Annotated in this window: 16 protein-coding genes and 1 tRNA gene; 16 read left to right on the top strand and 1 reads right to left on the bottom strand. The window is 56.7% G+C overall.

What is annotated here, in order from left to right:
• Positions 1–6: 6 nt before the first annotated feature.
• From L579_RS02825 to L579_RS02880, 13 genes are all read left to right on the top strand, one after another.
• Entirely contained in the window at positions 7–966 is a 960-nt protein-coding gene (locus L579_RS02825; protein WP_021182755.1) for a hypothetical protein, read from the top strand.
• Between the two features lie 16 nt (positions 967–982).
• Positions 983–1,810, top strand: a complete 828-nt coding sequence (locus L579_RS02830) for a type VI secretion system accessory protein TagJ (protein ID WP_021182756.1) — start codon at positions 983–985, stop codon at positions 1,808–1,810.
• A complete protein-coding gene (gene tssE, locus L579_RS02835) occupies positions 1,800–2,360 on the top strand; it encodes a type VI secretion system baseplate subunit TssE (RefSeq protein WP_021182757.1) in 561 nt (186 codons plus the stop codon). Before L579_RS02830 ends, tssE begins: the two co-directional genes overlap by 11 nt.
• A 2-nt stretch (positions 2,361–2,362) precedes the next feature.
• On the top strand, positions 2,363–4,237 hold the full coding sequence (gene tssF, locus L579_RS02840) for a type VI secretion system baseplate subunit TssF (protein ID WP_021182758.1): 1,875 nt from the start codon (positions 2,363–2,365) through the stop codon (positions 4,235–4,237).
• Positions 4,234–5,283, top strand: a complete 1,050-nt coding sequence (gene tssG, locus L579_RS02845; RefSeq protein WP_021182759.1) for a type VI secretion system baseplate subunit TssG — start codon at positions 4,234–4,236, stop codon at positions 5,281–5,283. The genes tssF and tssG overlap by 4 nt, the downstream gene beginning before the upstream one ends.
• A 54-nt stretch (positions 5,284–5,337) precedes the next feature.
• The gene (gene tssH, locus L579_RS02850; protein WP_021182760.1) at positions 5,338–7,944 is read left to right on the top strand and encodes a type VI secretion system ATPase TssH; all 2,607 of its coding nucleotides are present in this window, start codon (positions 5,338–5,340) and stop codon (positions 7,942–7,944) included.
• Between the two features lie 29 nt (positions 7,945–7,973).
• On the top strand, positions 7,974–9,422 hold the full coding sequence (locus tag L579_RS02855) for a serine/threonine protein kinase (RefSeq protein WP_021182761.1): 1,449 nt from the start codon (positions 7,974–7,976) through the stop codon (positions 9,420–9,422).
• A 19-nt stretch (positions 9,423–9,441) separates the two neighbouring features.
• The gene (locus L579_RS02860) at positions 9,442–11,364 is read left to right on the top strand and encodes a type VI secretion system Vgr family protein (protein WP_021182762.1); all 1,923 of its coding nucleotides are present in this window, start codon (positions 9,442–9,444) and stop codon (positions 11,362–11,364) included.
• The gene (locus L579_RS02865) at positions 11,361–11,774 is read left to right on the top strand and encodes a DcrB-related protein (RefSeq protein ID WP_021182763.1); all 414 of its coding nucleotides are present in this window, start codon (positions 11,361–11,363) and stop codon (positions 11,772–11,774) included. The genes L579_RS02860 and L579_RS02865 overlap by 4 nt, the downstream gene beginning before the upstream one ends.
• Positions 11,775–11,776: 2 nt before the next feature.
• The gene (locus tag L579_RS02870; RefSeq protein WP_021182764.1) at positions 11,777–16,267 is read left to right on the top strand and encodes an RHS repeat-associated core domain-containing protein; all 4,491 of its coding nucleotides are present in this window, start codon (positions 11,777–11,779) and stop codon (positions 16,265–16,267) included.
• 11 nt (positions 16,268–16,278) lie between these two features.
• On the top strand, positions 16,279–16,584 hold the full coding sequence (locus L579_RS02875) for a DUF7716 domain-containing protein (RefSeq protein WP_021182765.1): 306 nt from the start codon (positions 16,279–16,281) through the stop codon (positions 16,582–16,584).
• Positions 16,585–16,827: 243 nt separating this feature from the next.
• Entirely contained in the window at positions 16,828–16,965 is a 138-nt protein-coding gene (locus L579_RS23920) for a hypothetical protein (RefSeq protein WP_021182766.1), read from the top strand.
• A gap of 3 nt (positions 16,966–16,968) precedes the next feature.
• On the top strand, positions 16,969–17,271 hold the full coding sequence (locus tag L579_RS02880) for a helix-turn-helix domain-containing protein (protein WP_021182767.1): 303 nt from the start codon (positions 16,969–16,971) through the stop codon (positions 17,269–17,271).
• Positions 17,272–17,449: 178 nt separating this feature from the next.
• Here the strand turns inward: L579_RS02880 and L579_RS02885 are convergent.
• Positions 17,450–17,525: transfer RNA gene (locus L579_RS02885), tRNA-Asn, on the bottom strand.
• 507 nt (positions 17,526–18,032) lie between these two features.
• Between L579_RS02885 and L579_RS02890 the strand changes: the two genes are divergently transcribed.
• The 3 genes from L579_RS02890 to L579_RS02900 are packed head-to-tail and all read left to right on the top strand — an operon-like array spanning position 18,033 to position 21,520.
• Positions 18,033–18,956, top strand: a complete 924-nt coding sequence (locus L579_RS02890) for a sugar ABC transporter substrate-binding protein (RefSeq protein ID WP_021182769.1) — start codon at positions 18,033–18,035, stop codon at positions 18,954–18,956.
• Between the two features lie 33 nt (positions 18,957–18,989).
• A complete protein-coding gene (locus L579_RS02895) occupies positions 18,990–20,474 on the top strand; it encodes a sugar ABC transporter ATP-binding protein (protein ID WP_021182770.1) in 1,485 nt (494 codons plus the stop codon).
• 23 nt (positions 20,475–20,497) lie between these two features.
• Entirely contained in the window at positions 20,498–21,520 is a 1,023-nt protein-coding gene (locus L579_RS02900; RefSeq protein ID WP_200864650.1) for an ABC transporter permease, read from the top strand.
• Positions 21,521–21,714 lie beyond the last annotated feature (194 nt).

Raw genomic sequence — 21,714 nt, forward strand, 5'->3', positions numbered from 1 at the left:
GCCAACATGAAATATGGATTACTGGGACTGGCGGCGTTGCTGCTGAGTACGCAGGCTATGGCCGAGAACTACCGCATTGTGCAGTCCCCGACACAGAAACTGGATGTGTGGATTGATGACGTAAAAGATAACCAACTGGCGAGCTGGTGTCAGAAGAGTGTGAACCTGCGCATTGTCACCAAAGGGGAAAAAAGTGCCACGGTGCTGGATAGCTTTCTGCCGCGTGTTGCCGGGTTGATGGCGTCGCAGTGTAAAGCGCTGCAACAGCTGCACTGGCAATTGCAGGATGCGGATGGCAATGCGCTGGCCGAAGGGAATGCTGAGCGGGAGCAAAACTGGCAACCGGTTGTCACGCCGCCGCCACAAGCGGCCGTCCCGGCACCTGCGGCTCCGGCGATCAGTTCGCCACCCGCCGACACCACCCCCTGGCAGCAATTTAGCCTGCTGGATGGGTGCCACTTCCGTACCTGGTGGCAGCAACCGGCGCAATCCAGCGCCATCTTTGTACCGTCGAAGCAGGGGCTGGTATGCGGTCAGGATGGCTGGTTAAGCGGCCACAGCACCCTGACGCAGATGGGTAGCGGTGCGCCAAAGTCGGTAGACGTCACTTTTGTACAGGGCTTTCCGATTGCCGGATTAAGTAGCGGGCAACCCGCCAGCGAGCTGACCATTACCACCGTAAACCGTGAACGGATGGTGCTGGCGAATGAGAAATCGCCGGAAAGCTGGTTGGTGCTGCCGTTCAGCGCACAGTTTAACGGCTGGCAGGCACCGGAGCAGGTGGTGGTGCAGATGCCCGCCAGCGAAGCCGCTGATGAAAGCGCGCTGCGCGCCCGTTTACAGGAAGTACGCAAAGTCTGGTCGCCCTGGTTACACAGTGCCGCGCCGCTGAAAGTCGAGCTGGTGGAGCAGCTGCACCCGGAGCTGCAAGATCCAGCTGCTGCCGCTTACCGCACCCTTAACTAACGCAAAAGGAGTTTGCATGGAGTCGTTACAACAACGTCTGGCAACTGCATCACTGGCGGATAATCTGGCGCAGATTACGGCGCAAATCCAGGCCAATCCAGCCGATGCCGATCTGCGCGCCGCTTTTGTCCAACTGCTGTGTCTGGCGGGTAACTGGGGACGCGCGCAGACGCAGTTGCCATCCTGGCTGGCGCTCACCCCCCAGGCGCAGCCGACCATCACCTTGCTCCAGCAGGCGATTGCCGGGGAACAGCAGCGTGCAGCGGTGTTGCGCGGTGAAGCGCAGCCGCAGTTGCCGGGCAGTGCCTGGCCGTGGTGCGAAACCCTGCTGGCGGCGTTGCAGGCCGAAGTCACGGGTGACGCGGCACGCGGTGCCGAGTTGCGGCAACAGGCGCTGGACGATGCGCAGGCCAATCCCGGCACACTGGAGCAGCAGGATCAGCAGGTGGCGTTTTCATGGCTGATGGATGGCGACAGCCGTTTCGGTCCGGTGTGTGAGGCCATCGTCAATGGGCGTTATTACTGGGTGCCGTTTGCCGCCATCCGTGAAATGCAGTTCCAGCCACCGGCCAGCGTCACGGATTTGGTGTGGCGTCATACGTTGATCCAACTGGTCGATGGCAGCGAACAGGTGTGTCAGATTCCGCTGCGCTATCCCTTACCGGTACAGGCCGAAGAACGTTGGCTGCGTGGCAGCGTTACCGAATGGCAGCCGCTGGGCCACGATGAAAGCCAGTTTATCGGCCTTGGTCAGAAAGTCTGGTTGAGCGACAACGCGGAGTTCTCGCTGCTGGCCCTTCAGCGCCTGACCTTTAACGACATCGGGCCAGATCATGAGTCGTGATGACGGCTACGCCCAACTGCATGGGGGGTATCGTGCGCGTAAAAATCGCGACACGCTGACCTCACGCGACAAGTTGCAATCCTCGCTGCTGGATCGTCTGACGGACGATGCACCGGACAAACGTAGCGAGCCGGGTAACAGCGTGCTGATCACCCATAGCACCCTGCGTCGCCATGTACTGCGCGACTTGCAGTGGCTGTTTAACACCATCAACAACGAAGCACAGCAGGATCTCAGCCCGTATGGCGAGGTACAACGTTCGGTGTGGAATTTCGGTGTGGCACCGCTGGCCGGACAAAATATGTCAGATATCGAATGGCAGGACATCCAGCGCAAAATGACCAACGCCATTTTGCATTTTGAACCGCGCATTCTGCCGCAGGGCTTGCAGGTGCGTTGCGTCAGCGATCTGACCGCGCTTGACCTGCACAACGTGTTGTCGATTGAGATCAAAGGGCGTCTGTGGTGCGTACCCTATCCGCTGGAGTTTCTGTTTCGCACCGAGGTTGATCTGGAGAATGGTCATTTCGAATTACAGGATGCGGGGTAATCATGGACAGCAAACTACTCGACTACTACAACCGCGAACTGGCTTATCTGCGTGAGATGGGCGCAGAGTTTGCCGAACGTTATCCCAAAGTGGCAGGACGGCTGGGGATGCGCGGCATTGATATCGCCGATCCCTACGTTGAGCGACTGATGGAAGGCTTTGCGTTTCTCACCTCGCGCGTGCAATTGAAAATGGATGCCGAGTTTCCGCGCTTTTCACAACGACTGCTGGAGATGATCGCGCCGGGTTATTTAGCGCCGACACCCTCGATGGCGATAGCGCAACTGACGCCGGATAGTCGCAAAGGGGACATCAGCAACGGTTTTCTGGTGCCGCGTGGCACCATGATGGAGAGCCAGAGCCTGAAAAAATCGGGCGTCACCTGTAGTTACACCACGGCACATGACGTGATGCTGCATCCGCTGCGCATCAGCGATGTGGCGCTGGGTGGCGTACCTGGTGATATCCCACTCGGTGAGCTGAAGTTGAGCGGTCTGGGAGCGGCCAGCGCGTTGCGTATCCGCATTGAGTGTGAAGGGGTGGCCTCGCTCAGCCAACTGACGCTGGATGAGTTGATGCTCTACCTCAGCGGGCCGGATATTCAGGCGCTGAAGTTACTGGAGTTGCTGATGCAGCACCGTGTTGGCATGGTGCTGCAATCGGTGGAACCGCAGCCGCAACGTCAGGTGCTGAGCGATAACGCGCTGCAACAGCAAGGCTTTGCACCGGAGCAGGCGCTGCTGCCGGATGATCTGCGTAACTTCGACGGCTACCGTTTGTTGCAGGAGTATTTTGCCTTTCCTGCCCGCTTCCAGTTTATCAGTCTGCATCAGCTGGCCACGTTCCTGCCGCGCTGTGACAAAGCCACCGCGTTTGACATCATCATCCTGCTGGATAAAGCCGATGCGGATCTGGAGAGCGTGGTCGATCGCAGTCATCTGGCGCTGCACTGCACCCCGGTGATTAACCTGTTTCCGAAAATGGCAGAACGGCTGAAAGTCAGCGACAGCCAGCATGAATACCATCTGGTGGTGGATAATATCCGCCCGCTGGATTACGAAGTGCATTCGGTGCAACGTCTGTTTGCTACCGTGGCAGGGCAGCGCGAGGAGCAGGTGTTTCGCCCCTTCTGGAGCACCTTCAGCCCGGATCAGGGTGACTACGGTGCCTATTTTTCTCTGCGCCGTGAGCAGCGCACCCTGTCGGAACATGCGCAACGCTACGGCACCCGGACCGGTTATATCGGCTCCGAAGTGTTTCTCTCGCTGGTGGACGAACACCACACGCCGTGGCGTGACGAGATGCGTTACCTCTCCGCCGAGGTGATGTGTACCAGCCGCGATTTGCCGTTGATGTTGCTGCAACAGGAGCAGGGTAATTTCGTGATGCCGGACTCGATCCCGGTGAGCCAGCTGACATTGTGTAAAGGGCCGACGCCGCCGCGTCCGGCGCTGGCGGAAGGATTATCCTCCTGGCGGCTGATCAGCCATCTGCAAATGAACTACCTCAGCCTGATGGACAGCGCCGATGGTGAGGGGGCCAGCGCTTTACGCCAGCTACTGAGCCTGTACGCCAACCTGGCGGAAGCGCCAGTGGCGCGCCAGATCGAAGGTATTCGCCATTGCCAGCTCAGCGCGGTACATCGCCGAGTGCCGGAACCGGGACCGGTAGTGTTTGCGCGTGGGGTCAGCATTGCGCTGGAAGTGGATGAACAGGTGTTCTCCGGGGCCAGTCCGTGGCTGTTTGGTAGCGTACTGGAACGTGTCTTCGCGCGGCTGGTGGCGTTGAACAGCTTTACCGAACTCACCCTCAGCAGCCAGCAACGCGGCGAAGTCGGTTACTGGCCGCCACGGATGGGCCAGAAGGCGTTGTTATGAGTGAGGGCGCGCAAATTATCCCGTTGTCGCGTGCCAGCCGTTTGCCAGATGATTTCTGGTCAGCGGTGATGGCGGCACCGTGGCGCTACGATCTGTTCCAGCTGCTGCGTCGGATCAATGCGCAGAGCGGCCAGCGTTATGCGCTGGGACGTGCACCGCTACCGAAGTTCGAAACGGTGCGCATCGGGCAAAAACCTTTCCTGACCTTCGCACCCGCGACCCTCGCCGGGGTGCGTGAGCGTGAGACGGATGGCCGTCATGCTATCTCTATCTACAGTTTTGGCCTGTTCGGTCCAAATGGTCCACTGCCTACGCATCTGACCGAGTATGTGCGTGAACGTATCGACCACCATCAGGATCACAGTCTGGCGGCGTTTGCCGACCTGTTTCATCATCGTGCCACCTTGCTGTTTTATCGCGCCTGGGCGGATGCGCAGCCGACGGCTTCTCTCGATCGCGGCGACGACCAACGTTTTCAAGACTATCTGGCCTGTCTGGCCGGGATTGGTTTTCCGGCACAGCAACAGGCCAGCTCGCTCAGCCTGCATGCGCGCCTGATGCTGGTGGGGCACCTTAGCCGGCATGGGCACGATGCCGAAGGGCTGGTGCGGATTCTGCGCCTTTACTTTGGCGTCCCGGTCAGGCTGGAGCAAAACCAGCCACAGTGGCTGACGCTGGATAGCCACGACCAGGCCCGTCTGGCGGCCGGACGACATATGCCGCGTTTGGGCGAGTCCGCGTTTCTCGGTGTGGCGGTGCGCGATGTGCAGCACCGTTTCCGCCTGCGGCTGGGTCCCCTCACGACAGAACAGTACGCGCACTTCCTGCCCGATGCGCGTGGGGCCTGTGAAGTTCGCGACTGGGTACGGCACTACCTCGGCATTGAAATGCAGTGGGATCTCAGCCTGATCCTCGCCGCTGACGAGGTCAAGGGCACGACCCTGGGGGGCAATGCCCGGTTGGGTTACACCAGTTGGCTGGGGCAGCCGGCACAGCCTGTCGATCGTGAAGATTTCGTTTTTGAAGTTGAGGCTACCGCACGGTAGCCCAATCGCCTTTTCCTGTCACATAGCCTGCTTCTTCTATTACAGAGATTCGATATGTCAGAAATCAGCCGAGCCGTGTTATTCGGTAAACTGGACACGCTGTTATTTACCTCGCTGGAAAGCGCCACCGCCTTTTGCAAGCTGCGCGGCAACCCGTATGTCGAGTTGGTGCACTGGCTGCATCAACTGATGCAGCAGCAGGACGGTGACTTACAGCAGGTGATCAGTCATTTTTCACTGGATGAAAACGCGCTGACGCGGGATATCGTGGCGGCGCTCGACCGCCTGCCACGCGGCGCAAGTGCCGTCTCCGATCTCGCCGAACACATCGACAGCGCCGTGGAGCGCGCCTGGGTGTATGCCTCGCTCAAATATGCGGCCAGCCGCATTCGTGGCGGCCACCTGTTAATCGGCATGCTCAAGACCTACAGCCTTGCCAGCGTGCTGAAAGGTATTTCATCTCAGTTTTCGCGCATTAACGTCGATGTCCTGCTGGATCAATTCGAGACTTTACTCGGTCACAGCAAAGAGGCGCAGCAGGCGCTGACGCAGCCGGATGTCGCCGCTGCTCCGGCAGCAGCAGGCAGCAGCACCCTGGCGCAATACGCGCAGGACCTTACCGCGCGTGCGCGCGATGGCCGTATCGATCCGGTGACGGGACGCGATGAAGAGATCCGCCAGATGGTGGATATCCTGATGCGTCGCCGCCAGAACAACCCCTTGCTGACCGGCGAAGCTGGTGTCGGCAAGACGGCGGTGGTGGAAGGGCTGGCCCTGCGCATTGCCGCTGGTGATGTGCCTGCGCCACTGCGCGATGTGCAACTCTGGCTGCTGGATATCGGCATGTTGCAGGCCGGGGCCGGGATGAAGGGCGAGTTTGAAGCGCGCCTGCAAGCGTTGATCAACGAAGTGCAATCCAGTCCCACCCCTGTGGTGTTGTTTGTGGATGAAATCCACACCCTGATTGGTGCTGGTGGGCAGCAGGGGACCGGCGACGCGGCGAACCTGCTGAAACCGGCACTGGCGCGTGGTCAGTTGCGTACCATCGGTGCCACCACCTGGGCGGAATATAAAAAATACATTGAGAAGGATCCGGCACTGACGCGCCGTTTCCAGACGGTGCAGGTGCAGGAGCCGGATGAGGCCAAAGCCATTCAGATGCTGCGCAGCACCGTCAGTGCGCTGGAAAAACATCATCAGGTGTTGCTGCTGGATGAAGCGGTCAGCGCCGCAGTCAAACTGTCGCATCGTTACATTCCGGCGCGGCAGTTACCGGATAAAGCGGTCGCGCTGCTCGATACCGCCTGTGCGCGGGTGGCGGTCAGCCAGGGGGCGCAACCTGCGGCGCTGGAAGATTGTTTACATCGTCTGGCGGCGCTCGACATTGAAGCAGAAATCGCCGGGCGCGAGGCCAAAGTGGGGCTGGGAGCACCTGAGCGCCAACAGGAGATTGCCCGGCAGCAGGCTGCACTGTGCGCCACGCGTGATGTGCTGACAGCGCGCTGGCAGCAGGAGCGGGCGCTGGTGGATCAACTTATCGCGTTGCGCGCACGTTGCGTCAGTGAAGATGATACGGGGCTGCGTAGCGAGCTGGACGCCACCCGGCAGCAGTTACATGACCTGCAAGGCGAAGAACCGCTGCTGTTTGCCGCGGTGGATGCCAGCGTGGTCGCCGCCGTGGTCGCCGACTGGACCGGCATCCCGCTGGGGCGCATGGTGAAGAACGAAATCGATGCGGTGCTGAATCTGGCCGACACCCTGAACCAACGGGTCATTGGTCAGCGTCATGGGCTGGATCTGATTGCGAAACGGGTTCGCACCTCACGCGCGCGGCTGGACAACCCTAATAAACCGGTTGGCGTATTTATGTTGTGCGGCCCTTCTGGCGTAGGGAAAACCGAAACCGCGCTGGCGCTGGCCGAGTCGTTGTATGGCGGCGAGCAGAACATCATCACCATCAACATGAGCGAATTCCAGGAAGCGCACACCGTCTCGACGCTGAAGGGCGCACCGCCCGGCTACGTTGGCTATGGTGAAGGTGGCGTGCTAACCGAAGCGGTGCGGCGTCGGCCATACAGCGTGGTGCTGCTGGATGAAATCGAGAAAGCTCACCCGGATGTGCATGAGTTGTTCTTCCAGGTGTTCGACAAAGGCTGGATGGAAGATGGCGAAGGACGCCATATCGATTTCCGTAACACCATTATCATCCTGACTTCGAATGTCGGTACGCAGTTGATCAGCGCGCTGTGCGCCGATCCCGAACTGCTGCCGGAGCCGGATGCACTCAGCACCGCACTGCGCAAGCCATTGCTGGAGGTATTCCCTCCGGCGCTGCTCGGACGCCTGCTGGTGGTGCCGTACTACCCATTAAGCGATGCGATGCTGGCGCAAATCGTCCGGTTACAACTGGCACGCATCGTGCGCCGTCTGGAGGAGAACCACGGTATCGCGGCAGACATCGACGATGCCGTGGTCAGCCAGATCGTGCAGCGTTGCACCGAGGTGGAATCCGGCGGCCGTATGGTCGATGCCATTCTCACCAATACCCTGTTGCCGCAAATGAGTCAGATGCTGCTCAGCGCCCATGCCCGCGATGAACGTTATCGCCGGGTACAGGTGCGAGCCGAGCAGGGCGAGTTTGTTTGCCAGTTTGCTGTCTAAAGCCGTTCGTTATCAGAGAGTTTTCGTCTATGTCGGAACACGATAATCACCTCAATGTCCCCAACGCATTGCCCCTGGGTTACCGGTTTAATGAGTTCGAGATCAAAGAAGTCATCGGCGGTGGCGGCTTTGGCATTGTCTATCGCGCCTGGGATCATCAGCTGGAGCGCGATATCGCCATCAAAGAGTTTATGCCTGCCTCGCTGGCGGTGCGCAGCGAAGGGTTAAACCTGGTGCTACGCAGCGAACGTTTTAGCAAAACCTTCCATGCCGGGTTGAACAGTTTTATTCAGGAAGCTCGCCTGCTGGCGCGCTTTAATCATCCCAACCTGTTACATGTCCTGCGCTTTTGGGTGCAGAACGACACCGCCTACATGGGGACGGCGTTTTACAGCGGCACCACGCTGTCAACGCTGCGTGCGCGTAATCCGCAGCAGATTGACGAAGCCTGGATTCGCCGCCTGTTACCGCCGTTGCTTGGGGCGATTAAAACCATTCACGAGGCGGGTTATCTGCACCGCGATATCTCACTGGACAACATCCAGATCCAGAGCAACGGGGAGCCGGTACTGCTCGATTTTGGCTCGGCACGGAAAACCATCGGCAACCTGTCCGATGAAAGCGAAACCATGCTGCGTCCCGGCTTTGCGCCGATTGAACAGTACAGCGATAACGATGAAAGCGAGCAGGGCGCGTGGACCGATATCTATGCCCTGGGTGCCGTGCTGCATACGTTGATCACCGGCGCACCGCCGCCGGTCAGCGTGGTTCGCAGTATCGAAGACAATTATCAGCCACTGGCGCAACGTCGTCCGGCGGGCTACTCCCCGGCGTTGCTGAAAGCGGTCGACAGCGCGCTGGCGCTGAAGGCAGAAGATCGGCCGCCAAGCATTGACGCATTTGCCGAGTTAATGGCGCTGCCGGAGCGGGAAGCCGAGCCGGTGCTCGCGGCAAAAATCAGCGGTCCGGGCACCATGCTGGTGCCGGTGGAGGCGGTGGAAGAAGACGTTGCGGTTTCACCGGTTAAACGTTTGATGCAACACCGCTTCGCGCTGCCAGGCCTGGTCGCTGCGGGGGTACTGGTGGGGCTGGGCGTAGGTTTAATCATGGCCGGGGGCAGTGAAGATGCTCCGGTGCAGGCGAACAACACGCCTGCTGCGGCGCCTGTGTCACCGGCACCGGCATCGGTTCCGGCAGAAAAACCGGTTGCTCCGGCACCTGTCCAGACGGCTCAGCGCGAGCCGGAACCGGCCCCTCCTGCGGCACCGGTGGCTCAGGTTTACATTCGCCTGCAACCGGGTGAGCAGGTGCAGGTGAATGGCAAGCCGCAGGCGCTGGTCCCCGCAGCGAATGGCTTTGCGGCACTGCAACTGGCACCGGGACATTACACCTTCGCCATCAGCGGCCATAACGGTGCACGCGCCCAAACGCTAACCATTGGCGCGGAAGGTGTCTGGTTGCTCGATCCTCACAGTTAATTATTTCCGGGATTTACTTATGTTCTCACGCATCACCGTCCAGCTGCCCACGGAGGGCCTGCTGTTCTGGAAACTCAGCGGGCGTGAAGCCCTGTCAGAATCGTTCACCCTTCAGGCGGATCTGCTGTCGACCGATGCCCGCATCGATCGTCATGCCCTGTTGGGTAAAGCGGTTACTTTTACGCTGCCGACCCAGAATCTGCTTACGCCACGCTATATCAACGGCAAGATCACCCGCGTAGCGGTTCGCAGCGAGGAGCTGAACGGCACGCGCTATGCGGTTTATGCCCTGACCGTTGAGCCGGATCTGTGGCCGATGAAGCGTGATCGTAACCTGCGTATTTTCCAGAGCCAGACGGTGCCGCAGATCGTGCAGACGTTGTTGAAGGAGTACAACGTCAATGTCGAGTCAAAGCTCGCCAGCAGCTATCGGGTGTGGGAGTACTGCGTGCAGTACCAGGAAAGCAGCTTCGATTTTATCAACCGTCTGATGGAGCTGGAGGGGATCTACTATTGGTTCCGCCATGAGTCCGATAAACATACGCTGGTGTTGTGCGATGCGGCCGATCAGCATCAGCCGTTTAGCGGCTACGCCACCATTCCCTACCACGTTGCCGTTTCCGGTGGCAGCGTAACGGAAGAGGGGATCAGCCAGTGGTCGCTGGCAGAGAGCGTCACGCCGGGGATGTACAGCACCGACGATTACGATTTCCGCAAACCGAATGCCTGGATGTTGCAGGCGCGGCAGAATCCGGTCGCGCCCACGCCGGGTACGGTGGATGTGTACGACTGGCCGGGCCATTTTGTTGATCACAGCCACGGTGATTTCTATACCCGCATCCGTCAGGAAGTCTGGGAAGTTGAACATCACAGCGTCAGCGGTACCGGTACGGCGACCGGCATTGCGCCCGGTTACACCTTTGAGTTGCTTAATGCGCCGCATTTCAGCGACAACGGTGAGTATCTGACCACCAGTGCGGAATATCGCTTCGAGGAAAACAGCTATGCCAGCGGCGATGTCACCGCCTCGCACAACATCACCTTTACCGTGTTACCCACCACGATCACCTATCGTGCACCCCCCAGAACGCCGTGGCCGAAAACGCATGGCCCGCAGACCGCGAAAGTGGTGGGGCCACAGGGGGAGTCGATCTGGACCGACCGCTATGGCCGGGTGAAGGTGAAGTTTCACTGGGACCGACTGGCAAAAGGTGACGACACCAGTTCGTGCTGGGTGCGTGTCTCCAGCGCCTGGGCCGGTCAGGGCTTTGGTGGGGTACAGATCCCGCGTGTCGGCGATGAAGTGGTGGTGGATTTTATCAATGGTGATCCGGACCGCCCGCTGATCATTGGCCGCGTGTATAACGAGGCGAGTATGCCCCCCTGGGCGCTGCCCGCAGCGGCGACGCAGATGGGTTTTCTCAGTCGCTCAAAAGATGGCACGTCAGACACCGCCAATGCGCTGCGTTTTGAGGATAAAGCGGGCGAAGAGCAGCTGTGGATCCAGGCACAGAAGAACATGGATACCAACGTCAAAAACGACGAGACCCACAGCGTTGGCGGTTCGCGTACCGTCAGTGTCACCCAGGACTACAACGGCACGGTGTCCGGTAGCCACACGGAGGCGACGCAACTGGCCCACTCCCAGCTGGTGGGGGGCGGTTTTATTCAGCGTGTCCAGGGGGCGATTGTGCAGGCTTCCGACAGCGGCATCCGCCTGGTGGCGGGCCAGTCGGTGCTGGAATTAGGTGCTAACGGCCAGGTCACGTTGCAATGCGTGAATTTTAATATTGATGCGTCCGGCACTGGCCAGATCAACACCGGCGGAACGCTGGATCTCAACCTGAAGCAACCCGGCGCACTGCCCGCCGTAGAGCCAACCCCGGCGCAAATCCAGGACGCCGTCAAAGCGGCATTTAATCAAGGAAAAGATAACGCATGAAAACCGTCCCTTTTGCCCTCTCTGAAGGGGTACTTAACCTGCCTGGCGCAGTCCAGGATCACAGCATCAATGTGTTGAAGTTCGCCGATGCGACCCTGGTGATCACCCGTGCGTGGGATATCCCGGTGGGGGATGAGGAGCAATACCTCAGCCAGCAACTGGGCAAAATTAAACGCAATATGAAAAAGGTGGTGTTGGGGCCGGTGGTGGACAGCGACGTTGCCGGTTTACCGGCGCGTGAGGTGGCACTGCGCTTCGAAAATCAACATGTGATGGTGTATGAAAAGCTCGCCGTGGCGCGAGTGAATGACCATTTGCTGGCGTTTACCCTCAGCCGGATGCAGCCGTTTGATGCGGATGCAGATGCCTTCTGGACCGCGATCAAAGCTGGTCTGCAACCGGGAGGCTGAGGATGACAGATTATCTCGCGGCGCGTATCGGCGATCCGCTGGTGCACAGTTCGGCGCTGGCGGATTTTGTCGGCGGCCTGGTGGAAGGCGCGATTGTCGCTGGCATCGTGATCGCCGCCGGAACCGGCGTTGGCGCGCTGCTGGGTGGCGTAGCAATAGCTACGCTGATGTTCAGTGGCGGCCTGGAAACGATCGGCAATTCGGCTGCGTCACTGGTCGACAGCCTTATTGACCCCGGACCGCCGGATGCGTTTATTGTCAGCGGGTCCGGCAACGTCCATATCAAAGGGAAGCTGGCGGCGCGCGCGGCGGGCAGCGTGTCGCGCGATTATCTTAATGCGCCAGCGGCGGCTGACAACGGCATCGATTGGGCGGCGGTAGGCATGCTGGCGCTGACCGGCGTGGCGGCGGCAATGAAGACCGCGCTTAACCCCGGTGCCGCGCTGATGGCGGTAGCCGAGCGCGCCAGTCATCTCTCACTGGATGATGTTAAGGATTGGGGTAAAAACGTCTGGACCAGCCTGATGCAGCCAGTGGTGGAGAGCGCCAGTCCGTATGCGACTCCGCTGCCGCTCGATACCGTGGCCTGCACCAAAGGTCACATGGTCACCAGCAGCAATTTTATTGCGCAGGGTTCGAAAAAGGTACTGATCAACAATCAACCCGCCGCACGTAACGGACACAAAAGTACCTGCGAAGCGGAAATCAAACTGAGTGAAAATCCGCGGGTGCGCATCGGTGGCGATACCATTACGGTTCGTGACATCCACAGCGGTAAAAATATCTGGGCGTACATGGCGGGGAACCTGATCGGCGGTGCGCTGGTGGGTATCCTGCCGGAGCTGTACCGCTTTGGCTTCAGCCGCTTGATTTTGCGCGATCTGGCAAAAGAAACGATCTGCCCGATTTTCGGCAACATTGGCATGGAAGCCGCTGTCCAGACCTTACACCCGGTAAATATCGCCACCGGGGCCAAAATCCTCGCACGCGAAGAGGATCTCGATTTTGTCCTGCCGGATCGTATGCCGCTCTACTGGCAGCGTATCTACCACAGCCGCAATCTGGCTACCGGTATGCTCGGTACTGGCTGGATGCTGCCGTTTGAAGTTCGCCTCTGGCGCTTGCCGGATAATCAACTGATCTACCAGGACATGACCGGACGCGAGCTGGGCATGGGGGAGGTCAACCCTGGCGATGTGATTGATTTCCAGCAGGAGGGGCTGAAGCTGTTTTGCAGCCCGAATGGCGCGATGGTGATGCAGACCAGCGAAGGTGAGCATCAGTTGTTTGAGCCGGATCCAACGCGACCGGGCGAGTGGCGCATCCATCGTCTCTATGACCGCCACGAAAACGTACAGCATTTTAGCTGGAATGATGAAGGCAAACTGGTTCGTATCTCCAGCGATAACGACGCGCTGGATGTGGAACTGGAATATGGCACGCATTCCGGGCGTCTGAGCGCGGTTTACCAGATTGCGGCAGGGGCACGTCATCTGCTGGTTACCTACGGTTATAACGACCAGGGGCAACTGACGACCGTGACGGACGCCGACGCTATCGTCACTCGTCGCTACGGCTGGGATCAGGCGAGCGATATGATGGCATGGCACAGCTATGCGACCGGGCTAACGATCCGGTATCAGTGGCGGCCTGCACACAACTCACGGCACTGGCGCGTCCATGCGTATCAGGTGTGCGACGAACGGGATGAGGTGCTGGAGAGCTGGCGTATTGAGACAGATGAGCAGCAGCGCTTTGCGCGTGTCAGCAATGATGAAGGCGTTAGCAGCGAGCACCACTGGGACGCCCTCAGCCGTATCACCGCCTGGACCGACCCACACGGTGGAGACTGGTCGTTCGACTGGGCGGCGAACAGCGAACAGCTGCTGGTGATGACGCAGCCAGGCGGTGCACTCTGGGAATACGCATGGGATGAACGCGGTAATATGACGATGGAGCGCGACCCACTGGATCGCACCCGCATCACCACCTGGCATCCGCTGTACGCGCTGCCGCTCAAGGAGGTACTGCCGGACGGCGCATTGTGGCAATACGACTACAATCTGGCGGGTGATGTGGTCGCGTTGACCGATCCCGCAGGCGGCGTTACCCGTTTTGAATGGAATGAACAGGGCGATCTGACGCGACGTATCGATGCGCTGGAAAACAGCCATCAATTCTGGTGGGACATGTGCGGGCAGTTGATCCGTGAAGAGGATTGCTCGGGCTATCAAAGCCAGCGGCAGTACGACGCCTGTGGAAAATTGATCAGCACCACCGATGCACTGGGTAACACCGATCGCTACCAGTGGAGCGCAGCGGGACGCCTGCAAACCTATGTGCGCGCCGACGGGCGGGAAACGCTGTTTAAGTACAACCAGGCCGGGTTGCTATGCGGTCAGAATATTGATGGCATGCTGGAACGCAGGGTAACGCTCAATGCGCGCGGTCAGGTGATTGAGGCGGTTGATCCCGCCGGACAGGTGACTCGCTATGACTTCAACCGGGCCGGACGGTTGGTGACACTAACCAACGGCAACCGACAGCAGTGGCATTTTGACTACACGCCAGCCGGACTGCTCACGCAGCAGCAGGACTACGCCGGACGTAAAACCGAATACCAGTACAACGGCATGCAGCAGGTGGAGACGTTGATCCGTCACCCGGTGCGCGACAGTCAACTGGCACCAACGGTGGTGAATTATGAATACGATGTTCTGGGCAGGATGGCGGCGCGCGAAACGCCGCAGCACCGCACCGAGTATCGCTACCATGCTCTGAGCACCGAGATCCACCGCTTCTCATACGATGCATGGCGCCAGGCCATCATCAACGAGTGTGAACCGACTGGCGCGGAAGTGATGGTATTCCAACGCGACCCGTTGGGTCGGCTGGTCAGTGAACAGAATCATTCTGGCGAATATCGCCACCAGTATGATGCACTGGGCAACCTGAGCGCTTCTGTGTACCCCGACGGACGTGAGATGCAGTACCTGCGCTACGGTACCGGCCATCTGTTGGAGATGCAGTTAACGTTAGGTGGGCGTACGCATGCGCTGGCGGGCTATCAGCGTGACCGTCTGCATCGCGAAACGCATCGCACCCAGGGTGAACTGGAACTGGAGACGCAGTACGACATTGCCGGGCGCATTACCCAGCGTCGCAGCGTGGATAATTTGCGCCAGCGGCTGGTGTCGGAACGGCGTTACCAGTGGGATCGCGCTGACCAAATCATTCGCCAGATTGTCACCGATGGCGCACCTCCCAGCCCGGCAGAAAAATATAGCCAGTCATTATGGGGCTATGATGCCGCAGGCAGAATGACGCGCAGCATTCAGCCGGGCGGCGAGGAACGTTTCTGGTATGACGCGGCGGATAACCGCACCAGCGAAGATCTGCATCCGGTGTGGGATAACCTGTTGAAGCGCCTGGAGGGCATTCGCTGGGAGTACGATGGTTTTGGTCGTATGACTGAGCGACATGATAGCCAGCGCGGCATTGTGCAGCATTTTAGTTACGACGATGAACACCGTATTCGCGAGGTGTTGATTGAGGGGGATGCCGAATATACCCGCGCGAAGTATCAGTACGATGCGCTGGGCCGTCGCATCGGCAAGCAGGTGTGGCGGCGCAATGCGGTGCAGCCGGAATGCACGCATTACGCGTGGTCCGGCATGCAGATGGTGGGTGAGCACAACGACAGCAAACCCGAGGCCGCGGTGCAGTATGTCTATGCGGAAAACAGCTACGAACCGATAGCGCGCGTCGACAGTTATCAGCAGCACGCTGAGGTTTACTGGTATCACACCGAGATCAATGGGTTGCCAGACCGCGTGACAAATAATTGCGGTGACACTGTCTGGCAGGGTGTGTTTTCCGCCTGGGGACGCACCACACGGGAACGCACCGGCATTGACTGGGATGTGCCGCAGAACTTGCGCTTTCAGGGGCAGTACCTTGACCGCGAAACCGGTCTGCACTATAACACTTTCCGGTACTATGACCCGTGCGGCGGGCGTTACACCCAGTTGGACCCGATAGGGTTGATGGGTGGGGTGAACCTTTACGCTTATGCGCCGAATGCCTTAACTTGGCTCGATCCTCTTGGACTATACAATGGCGAGGGTGAACGTGGTCTAGGGAAGTATCATGTATTCCATGAGCATACATTAGATTCCAGTGAATATACGATGACGGATAAAGAGCACTTTAGCCGTGCCAATGAATCGGTTTACAATCGTTTGCAGACTGACGACGAATTTAAACGAGAGTTGCAAACAAAATACCCTGGCGTCGTTGAGCATGTGCAGCCTATGAAAAATGGTAATTTCAGAGGGTCTTCACCTAAAGGTATGACTTGGCACCACGGCGATACTCCTGGCTCATTGCAACTCGCTGATTTTAACGATCACAAAAGTTATCACAAAATTTATCATCCTGATGGTACTGGTGGACGTAACAAATGGGGTGGCGGAACAGCTTGCCGAAAATAGAGAGGTTCTAAATGATTATTATTTCTGGTTTTGATGATTTATTGAGTAAATATAAACAATTGCCTGATGTGGGTTGGTTATATGTTGAGGGGGATTTTGACTTAGAGTCAAAAGATGATGTGCTGAATGGGAAGTTTTACATAGCTGAAAATGAAGATGAAGAGATGGATTTTGAAGAAAATTATGGGACTTTTTTAGAGGCACCTATTTTTAAAGCTATAGTGGAAAATAAGTTAGAACATCATCCAAAATCAAACAAGGACGATTTATTTGATGCAACTATATATTATCTCGAAAATGATGATTTCCTAGATTAGTTATTCAGGCCGGAAGTGAGTTGAAAAAATCCCTCCGGTCTTATTTTACTGCCAGCTGCACCCCATTCCTTTTTCCCAACCTCACTTCCAACCTCCCTGCAACTCTTCCTTTATTACACCAAATTTCCGGAATCGTCCTTCCAGCACAACAAACCCTTCATTGCCTCACATCAATCTTTGCGCATAACCTCATCAATAGGCTTAAACCTATATAAATTACAACCTATATTACAAGGAGGTTTTGTGTGGCATGTTGAGACGACATCGTGGTTTGACATCTGGTTTAGTGGATTAGACGACCACGATCGTGCGCGCGTGTTGGCTGCCTTGATGGTGCTGCGTGCCCGAGGCCCACATCTGCCGCTGACAAAGAAGGAGTAATGTATGGGTCGTACGCTGGAACAATTACTGGCTGATGAAAAACCCTCAGTCGTAGCCAAGGCGGAAAAGATGGCCACCGGGACGCTACTGAATATCCATCTCGCAGAACTGCGTGAGAAGGTGGATAAAACTCAGGTGGAGATGGCGACTTCTCTTGGCGTGAAGCAGCCGACCGTAGCCGAAATGGAAAAACCGGGACGTGATGTCAAGCTGTCCACATTGAAACGTTATGTTGAAGCCGCAGGTGGCAAGCTGCGTGTTGATGTTGAGTTGCCGGACGGTTCTCATTACGGTTTTATGCTGTGACATCGCACACAAACTGACAGGCGTGATAAATCACGCCGCTACCAAGCCTGCGGTATTCAGCTACGCAGTGCCAAAGCGCGCATCCGTAGCGGCGCGATTTATCGCGCATTCTGGTTGTGAACATTTACCAGAAAGCAAAAAGCCCGCTCAGGTTTCCCTGAGCGGGCTTTTCTAAATATGGCTCCTCTGACTGGACTCGAACCAGTGACATACGGATTAACAGTCCGCCGTTCTACCGACTGAACTACAGAGGAATCGTTGGAACGAGGCGCATATTAGCGATGCCGATCCCCGTTGTCAAAGCCCTCCTGCACACTTTTGGTTTAAGTGCGCGGAAAAGCAGCGGATTGCTGTTTTTCTGCCTTGAATGATCACAATTCAAACTGCCAGCAAGATCTCACTTTAAACGCAATTCCTCGCAGATGTTAGATGCGTGTCAAAGTTTTGTTATTTGCCGATTTTAAAACAATCGTTTCAGTGCTTTTATGATGAAAATTTCAAATGGCATCGAGATGGAATAAATGAACTGCTTATCATCACTGGCGGAACAACTTTTACAACCCGAAACGCTGTTTTGAAAATAACTTGTTGATAAGGAACAAGTTACAAAAAGGAGTTGTTGCAAACCGATAACGTTAAACCAGAAGCCTTACCTCTACAACCAGATAAAAAACGCCAGTGACGTTGAGTGAATGTAAAAGAATTTTTTCATTCGAGGTATCAGCCAACCTGTGCATGTTAACGATAAAGAAGGGTTACCTATGAACATTAAAAAAGCGTTAGTGACTTCCCTGTTAGTTTGCATGTTACCTGCCGCTGCAATGGCAAAAGATCTCCAGGTTGGTGTTTCTATGGCGTTGTTTGATGACAACTTTCTGACCATTCTGCGTACCTCAATGCAAAAAGAGATGCAAAAAGACAACATCAAAGGGCAGGTGGAAGACGCTAAGGGCGATGTTGCACAGCAGCTGCAACAGGTGCAGAACTTTATCGGGCAGGGCGTGGACGCCATCATTGTTAACCCAGTTGACACCAATGCGGTAAAACCAGTGATTGATGCAGCAAGCAAAGCCGGTATCCCGCTGGTCTTTGTTAACCGTAAACCGGCGGGCGAACTCACCGACAAAATGGCGTTTGTAGGTTCCGATTCTGAACTGGCGGGTCGTTTGCAGATGGAAGCGCTGGCTAAAGCAATGGGTGGTAAAGGTAACGTCGCCATCCTGTTGGGTGACCTTGCGAACGAATCAACCCGTGAGCGTACCAAAGGCGTTGAAGCGGTGGTGGCAAAATATCCGAACATCAAAGTGGTACAGAAGCAAACTGCAAAATTCACCCGCAACGATGCGGTGGATGTGGTGAGTAACTGGTTGACTGCGGGGGATGATATCCAGGCTATTGCCTCCAACAACGACGAAATGGCGATCGGTGCTTTACAGGCTCTGGGCAAAAACCCGAACCACATTTTGGTTGCTGGTGTAGATGGTACGCCTGATGCGTTGCAGATGATCAAAAACGGCAAAATGGTTGCCAGTGTGTTCCAGGACGCCAAAGGCCAGGGTGAAGGTGCAGTGCAAACCGCTATCAAACTGGTCAACGGTGAAAAGGTACAGAAGATCGTCGACATCCCGTTCCAGCTGATCACCAAAGACAACTACACCAAATTCGCCAGCATGAACCAGAAATAAACCGAACCCGACAAAGCCGTACGGAGGTGATGTATGACCGCTTTTGCGCTTGAAGCCGAAGGCATCAGCAAGTTCTTCCCTGGAGTGAAGGCACTCGATAATGTCTCACTGCGAGTGAAACCGGGGTCGGTACATGCCCTGATGGGCGAAAATGGCGCGGGCAAATCCACTTTAATGAAATGCCTTATCGGGATGTATCGTCCCGATAAGGGCACCATCCGCATTAAAGGGGAGCCAGTGCAGTTTCAGGACACGATGGACGCGCTGCGTTCCGGGATTTCCATGATCCACCAGGAACTGAATCTGGTGCCTCATATGACCGTGGCCGAAAACATCTGGTTGGGTCGCGAACCGATGAAATACGGCTTTGTCGATCACGCGTTGCTTAACCGGCAGACGCAAGAACTGCTGAACAAACTGAATATCCGTCTCAAAGCCGAGCGCATGGTCGGTGAACTGAGCATCGCAGCGCAGCAGATGGTGGAGATCGCCAAAGCGGTGTCGTGGAACTCAGACATCGTCATTATGGACGAGCCAACCTCGGCACTGACAGAAACCGAAGTCTCGCATCTGTTCACCATTATTCGTGACCTGCGTGAGCAGGGCAAAGCCATCATCTATATCAGCCACAAAATGGATGAGATCTTCTCCATTACTGACGAAATCAGCATCTTCCGTGACGGTGCCTGGGTGGGCAGCAACAGCACCACGCAGTTTACCCGTCAGTCGCTGATTACACAGATGGTAGGCCGTGAACTCACCCAGTTGTTCCCGAAATTCAATAACGCCATCGGTGAAGAAGTGTTGACGGTACGTAACCTCAACAGCAAAGGTCGCTTTCAGGATGTCAATTTTACCCTGCGTAAAGGCGAAATCCTCGGCGTTGCCGGGCTGGTGGGGGCCGGACGCAGTGAAGTGATGGAAAGCCTGTTTGGTATGGAGAGTTTCGACAGCGGCGAAGTGCTGATTGATGGCGTCCCGGTGAAGATCGACTCACCGTCCACTGCAATTGAAAAAGGCATGGCGTTCCTGACGGAAGACCGTAAAAAGTCCGGGTTGTTCCTGGTGTTGTCGGTGCTGGAGAACATGAGCATCGTCAACATGCCGGATTACATCGGAAAAAGCGGCTTCGTCAGTCATATGAAAATGGCGCAGGACTGCATGGAGCAGATCCGTAAGCTGAACATTAAAACGCCGACTATGGACCAAATTATCAATAACCTCAGCGGGGGGAATCAACAGAAGGTGCTGATTGCCCGCTGGCTGCTGGCGCAGCCGAAGATCCTGATCCTTGACGAACCTACGCGTGGTATCGACGTAGGCGCCAAAGCAGAGATCTATCGTCTGATCAGTGAACTGGCTAACCGTGGCGTCGCCATCATTATGGTGTCGTCAGAATTGCCGGAAATCCTCGGCATGAGTGACCGCGTGATGGTGATGCACGCAGGACGTATAACCGGCATCCTCAATAAAGAAGAGGCCGACCAGGAAACCATTTTGTCGCTGGCATCCGAGTGAGGCGTGAGACAACCATGAGCAACATGAAAGTGACGGCCTCCCAGGCCACCGAGCAGACTTCGTTTTTCGGCAACTTGCGTCATAAGCTGCCCAAAGACACCGGTATTTTTGTTGTTATGCTGGGCATTGCCCTGATTTTCGAAATTGCGGGTTGGTATGTGCGTGACCAATCCTTCCTGCTGAACACTAACCGTCTGGTCCTGATTGTATTGCAGGTGGCGATTATCGGTATCATCGCGGTAGGGGTGACTCAGGTCATCATCACCACCGGTATCGACCTCTCCTCAGGGTCGGTAATCGCCCTGACGGCGGTGGTGGCGGCCAGTCTGGCGCAAACCTCCGATAGCCTGTCGCCCATGTATCCTTCGCTGGTTAACCTGCCTGCTGCGATTCCGATTGTCGCGGGGATTGGGGTGGGGTTGGTGTGCGGTTTGGTCAACGGTGTATTGATTACCAAGACTGGCATTCCTCCCTTTATTGCTACGCTTGGGATGATGGTTTCCGCACGCGGTCTGGCGCAGTACTACACCCAGGGCAACCCAATCAGCTTCCTGTCAGATGGCTTTACCTCAATTGGCCAGGGTGCAATGCCGGTTATCATCTTCCTGGTGGTAGCGTTCCTGTTCCATATCGCGCTGAAACATACCCGCTACGGCAAATATGTCTACGCGATTGGCGGCAATATGACTTCCGCCAAAGTGTCAGGCATCAACGTGAATAAGTACCTGATCATCGTCTACACCATTGCCGGGGCACTTTCTGGCCTGGCCGGGGTGGTACTGGCGGCGCGCGTCAGCAGTGGGCAATCCAGTATGGGCTTGGCCTATGAACTGGATGCCATCGCTGCGGCGGTTATCGGTGGTAGCAGCCTGATGGGTGGCGTGGGGCGTATTACCGGCACCCTGATCGGTGCGGTGATCCTCGGTCTGATTAAAAGTGGCTTTACCTTCGTGGGTGTGGACGCTTACGTGCAAGACATTATTAAAGGGATCATCATCGTTGCAGCTGTTTCTATCGACATGCATCGTAACCGTAAGAAACGCTAATGACCTTCTGAGTCGATCAGGCTGCTGCCTTGCGCGGTAGCCTGAATGCCAACACCAGGAAATCCAGTCTCCACGCGTAGTTGCGTGATATCCATGACCCGACGTGCACCAATTGTGTACGTCGGGTCATCACTTTTTTGCACATCTGCCTCGCATTTTCTGCACTGTAATGGTGCATTCAGCGCAATCTTTCA

The sequence above is a fragment of the Pantoea sp. AS-PWVM4 genome (assembly GCF_000468095.1).
GTDB classification, from domain to species: domain Bacteria; phylum Pseudomonadota; class Gammaproteobacteria; order Enterobacterales; family Enterobacteriaceae; genus Pantoea; species Pantoea phytobeneficialis.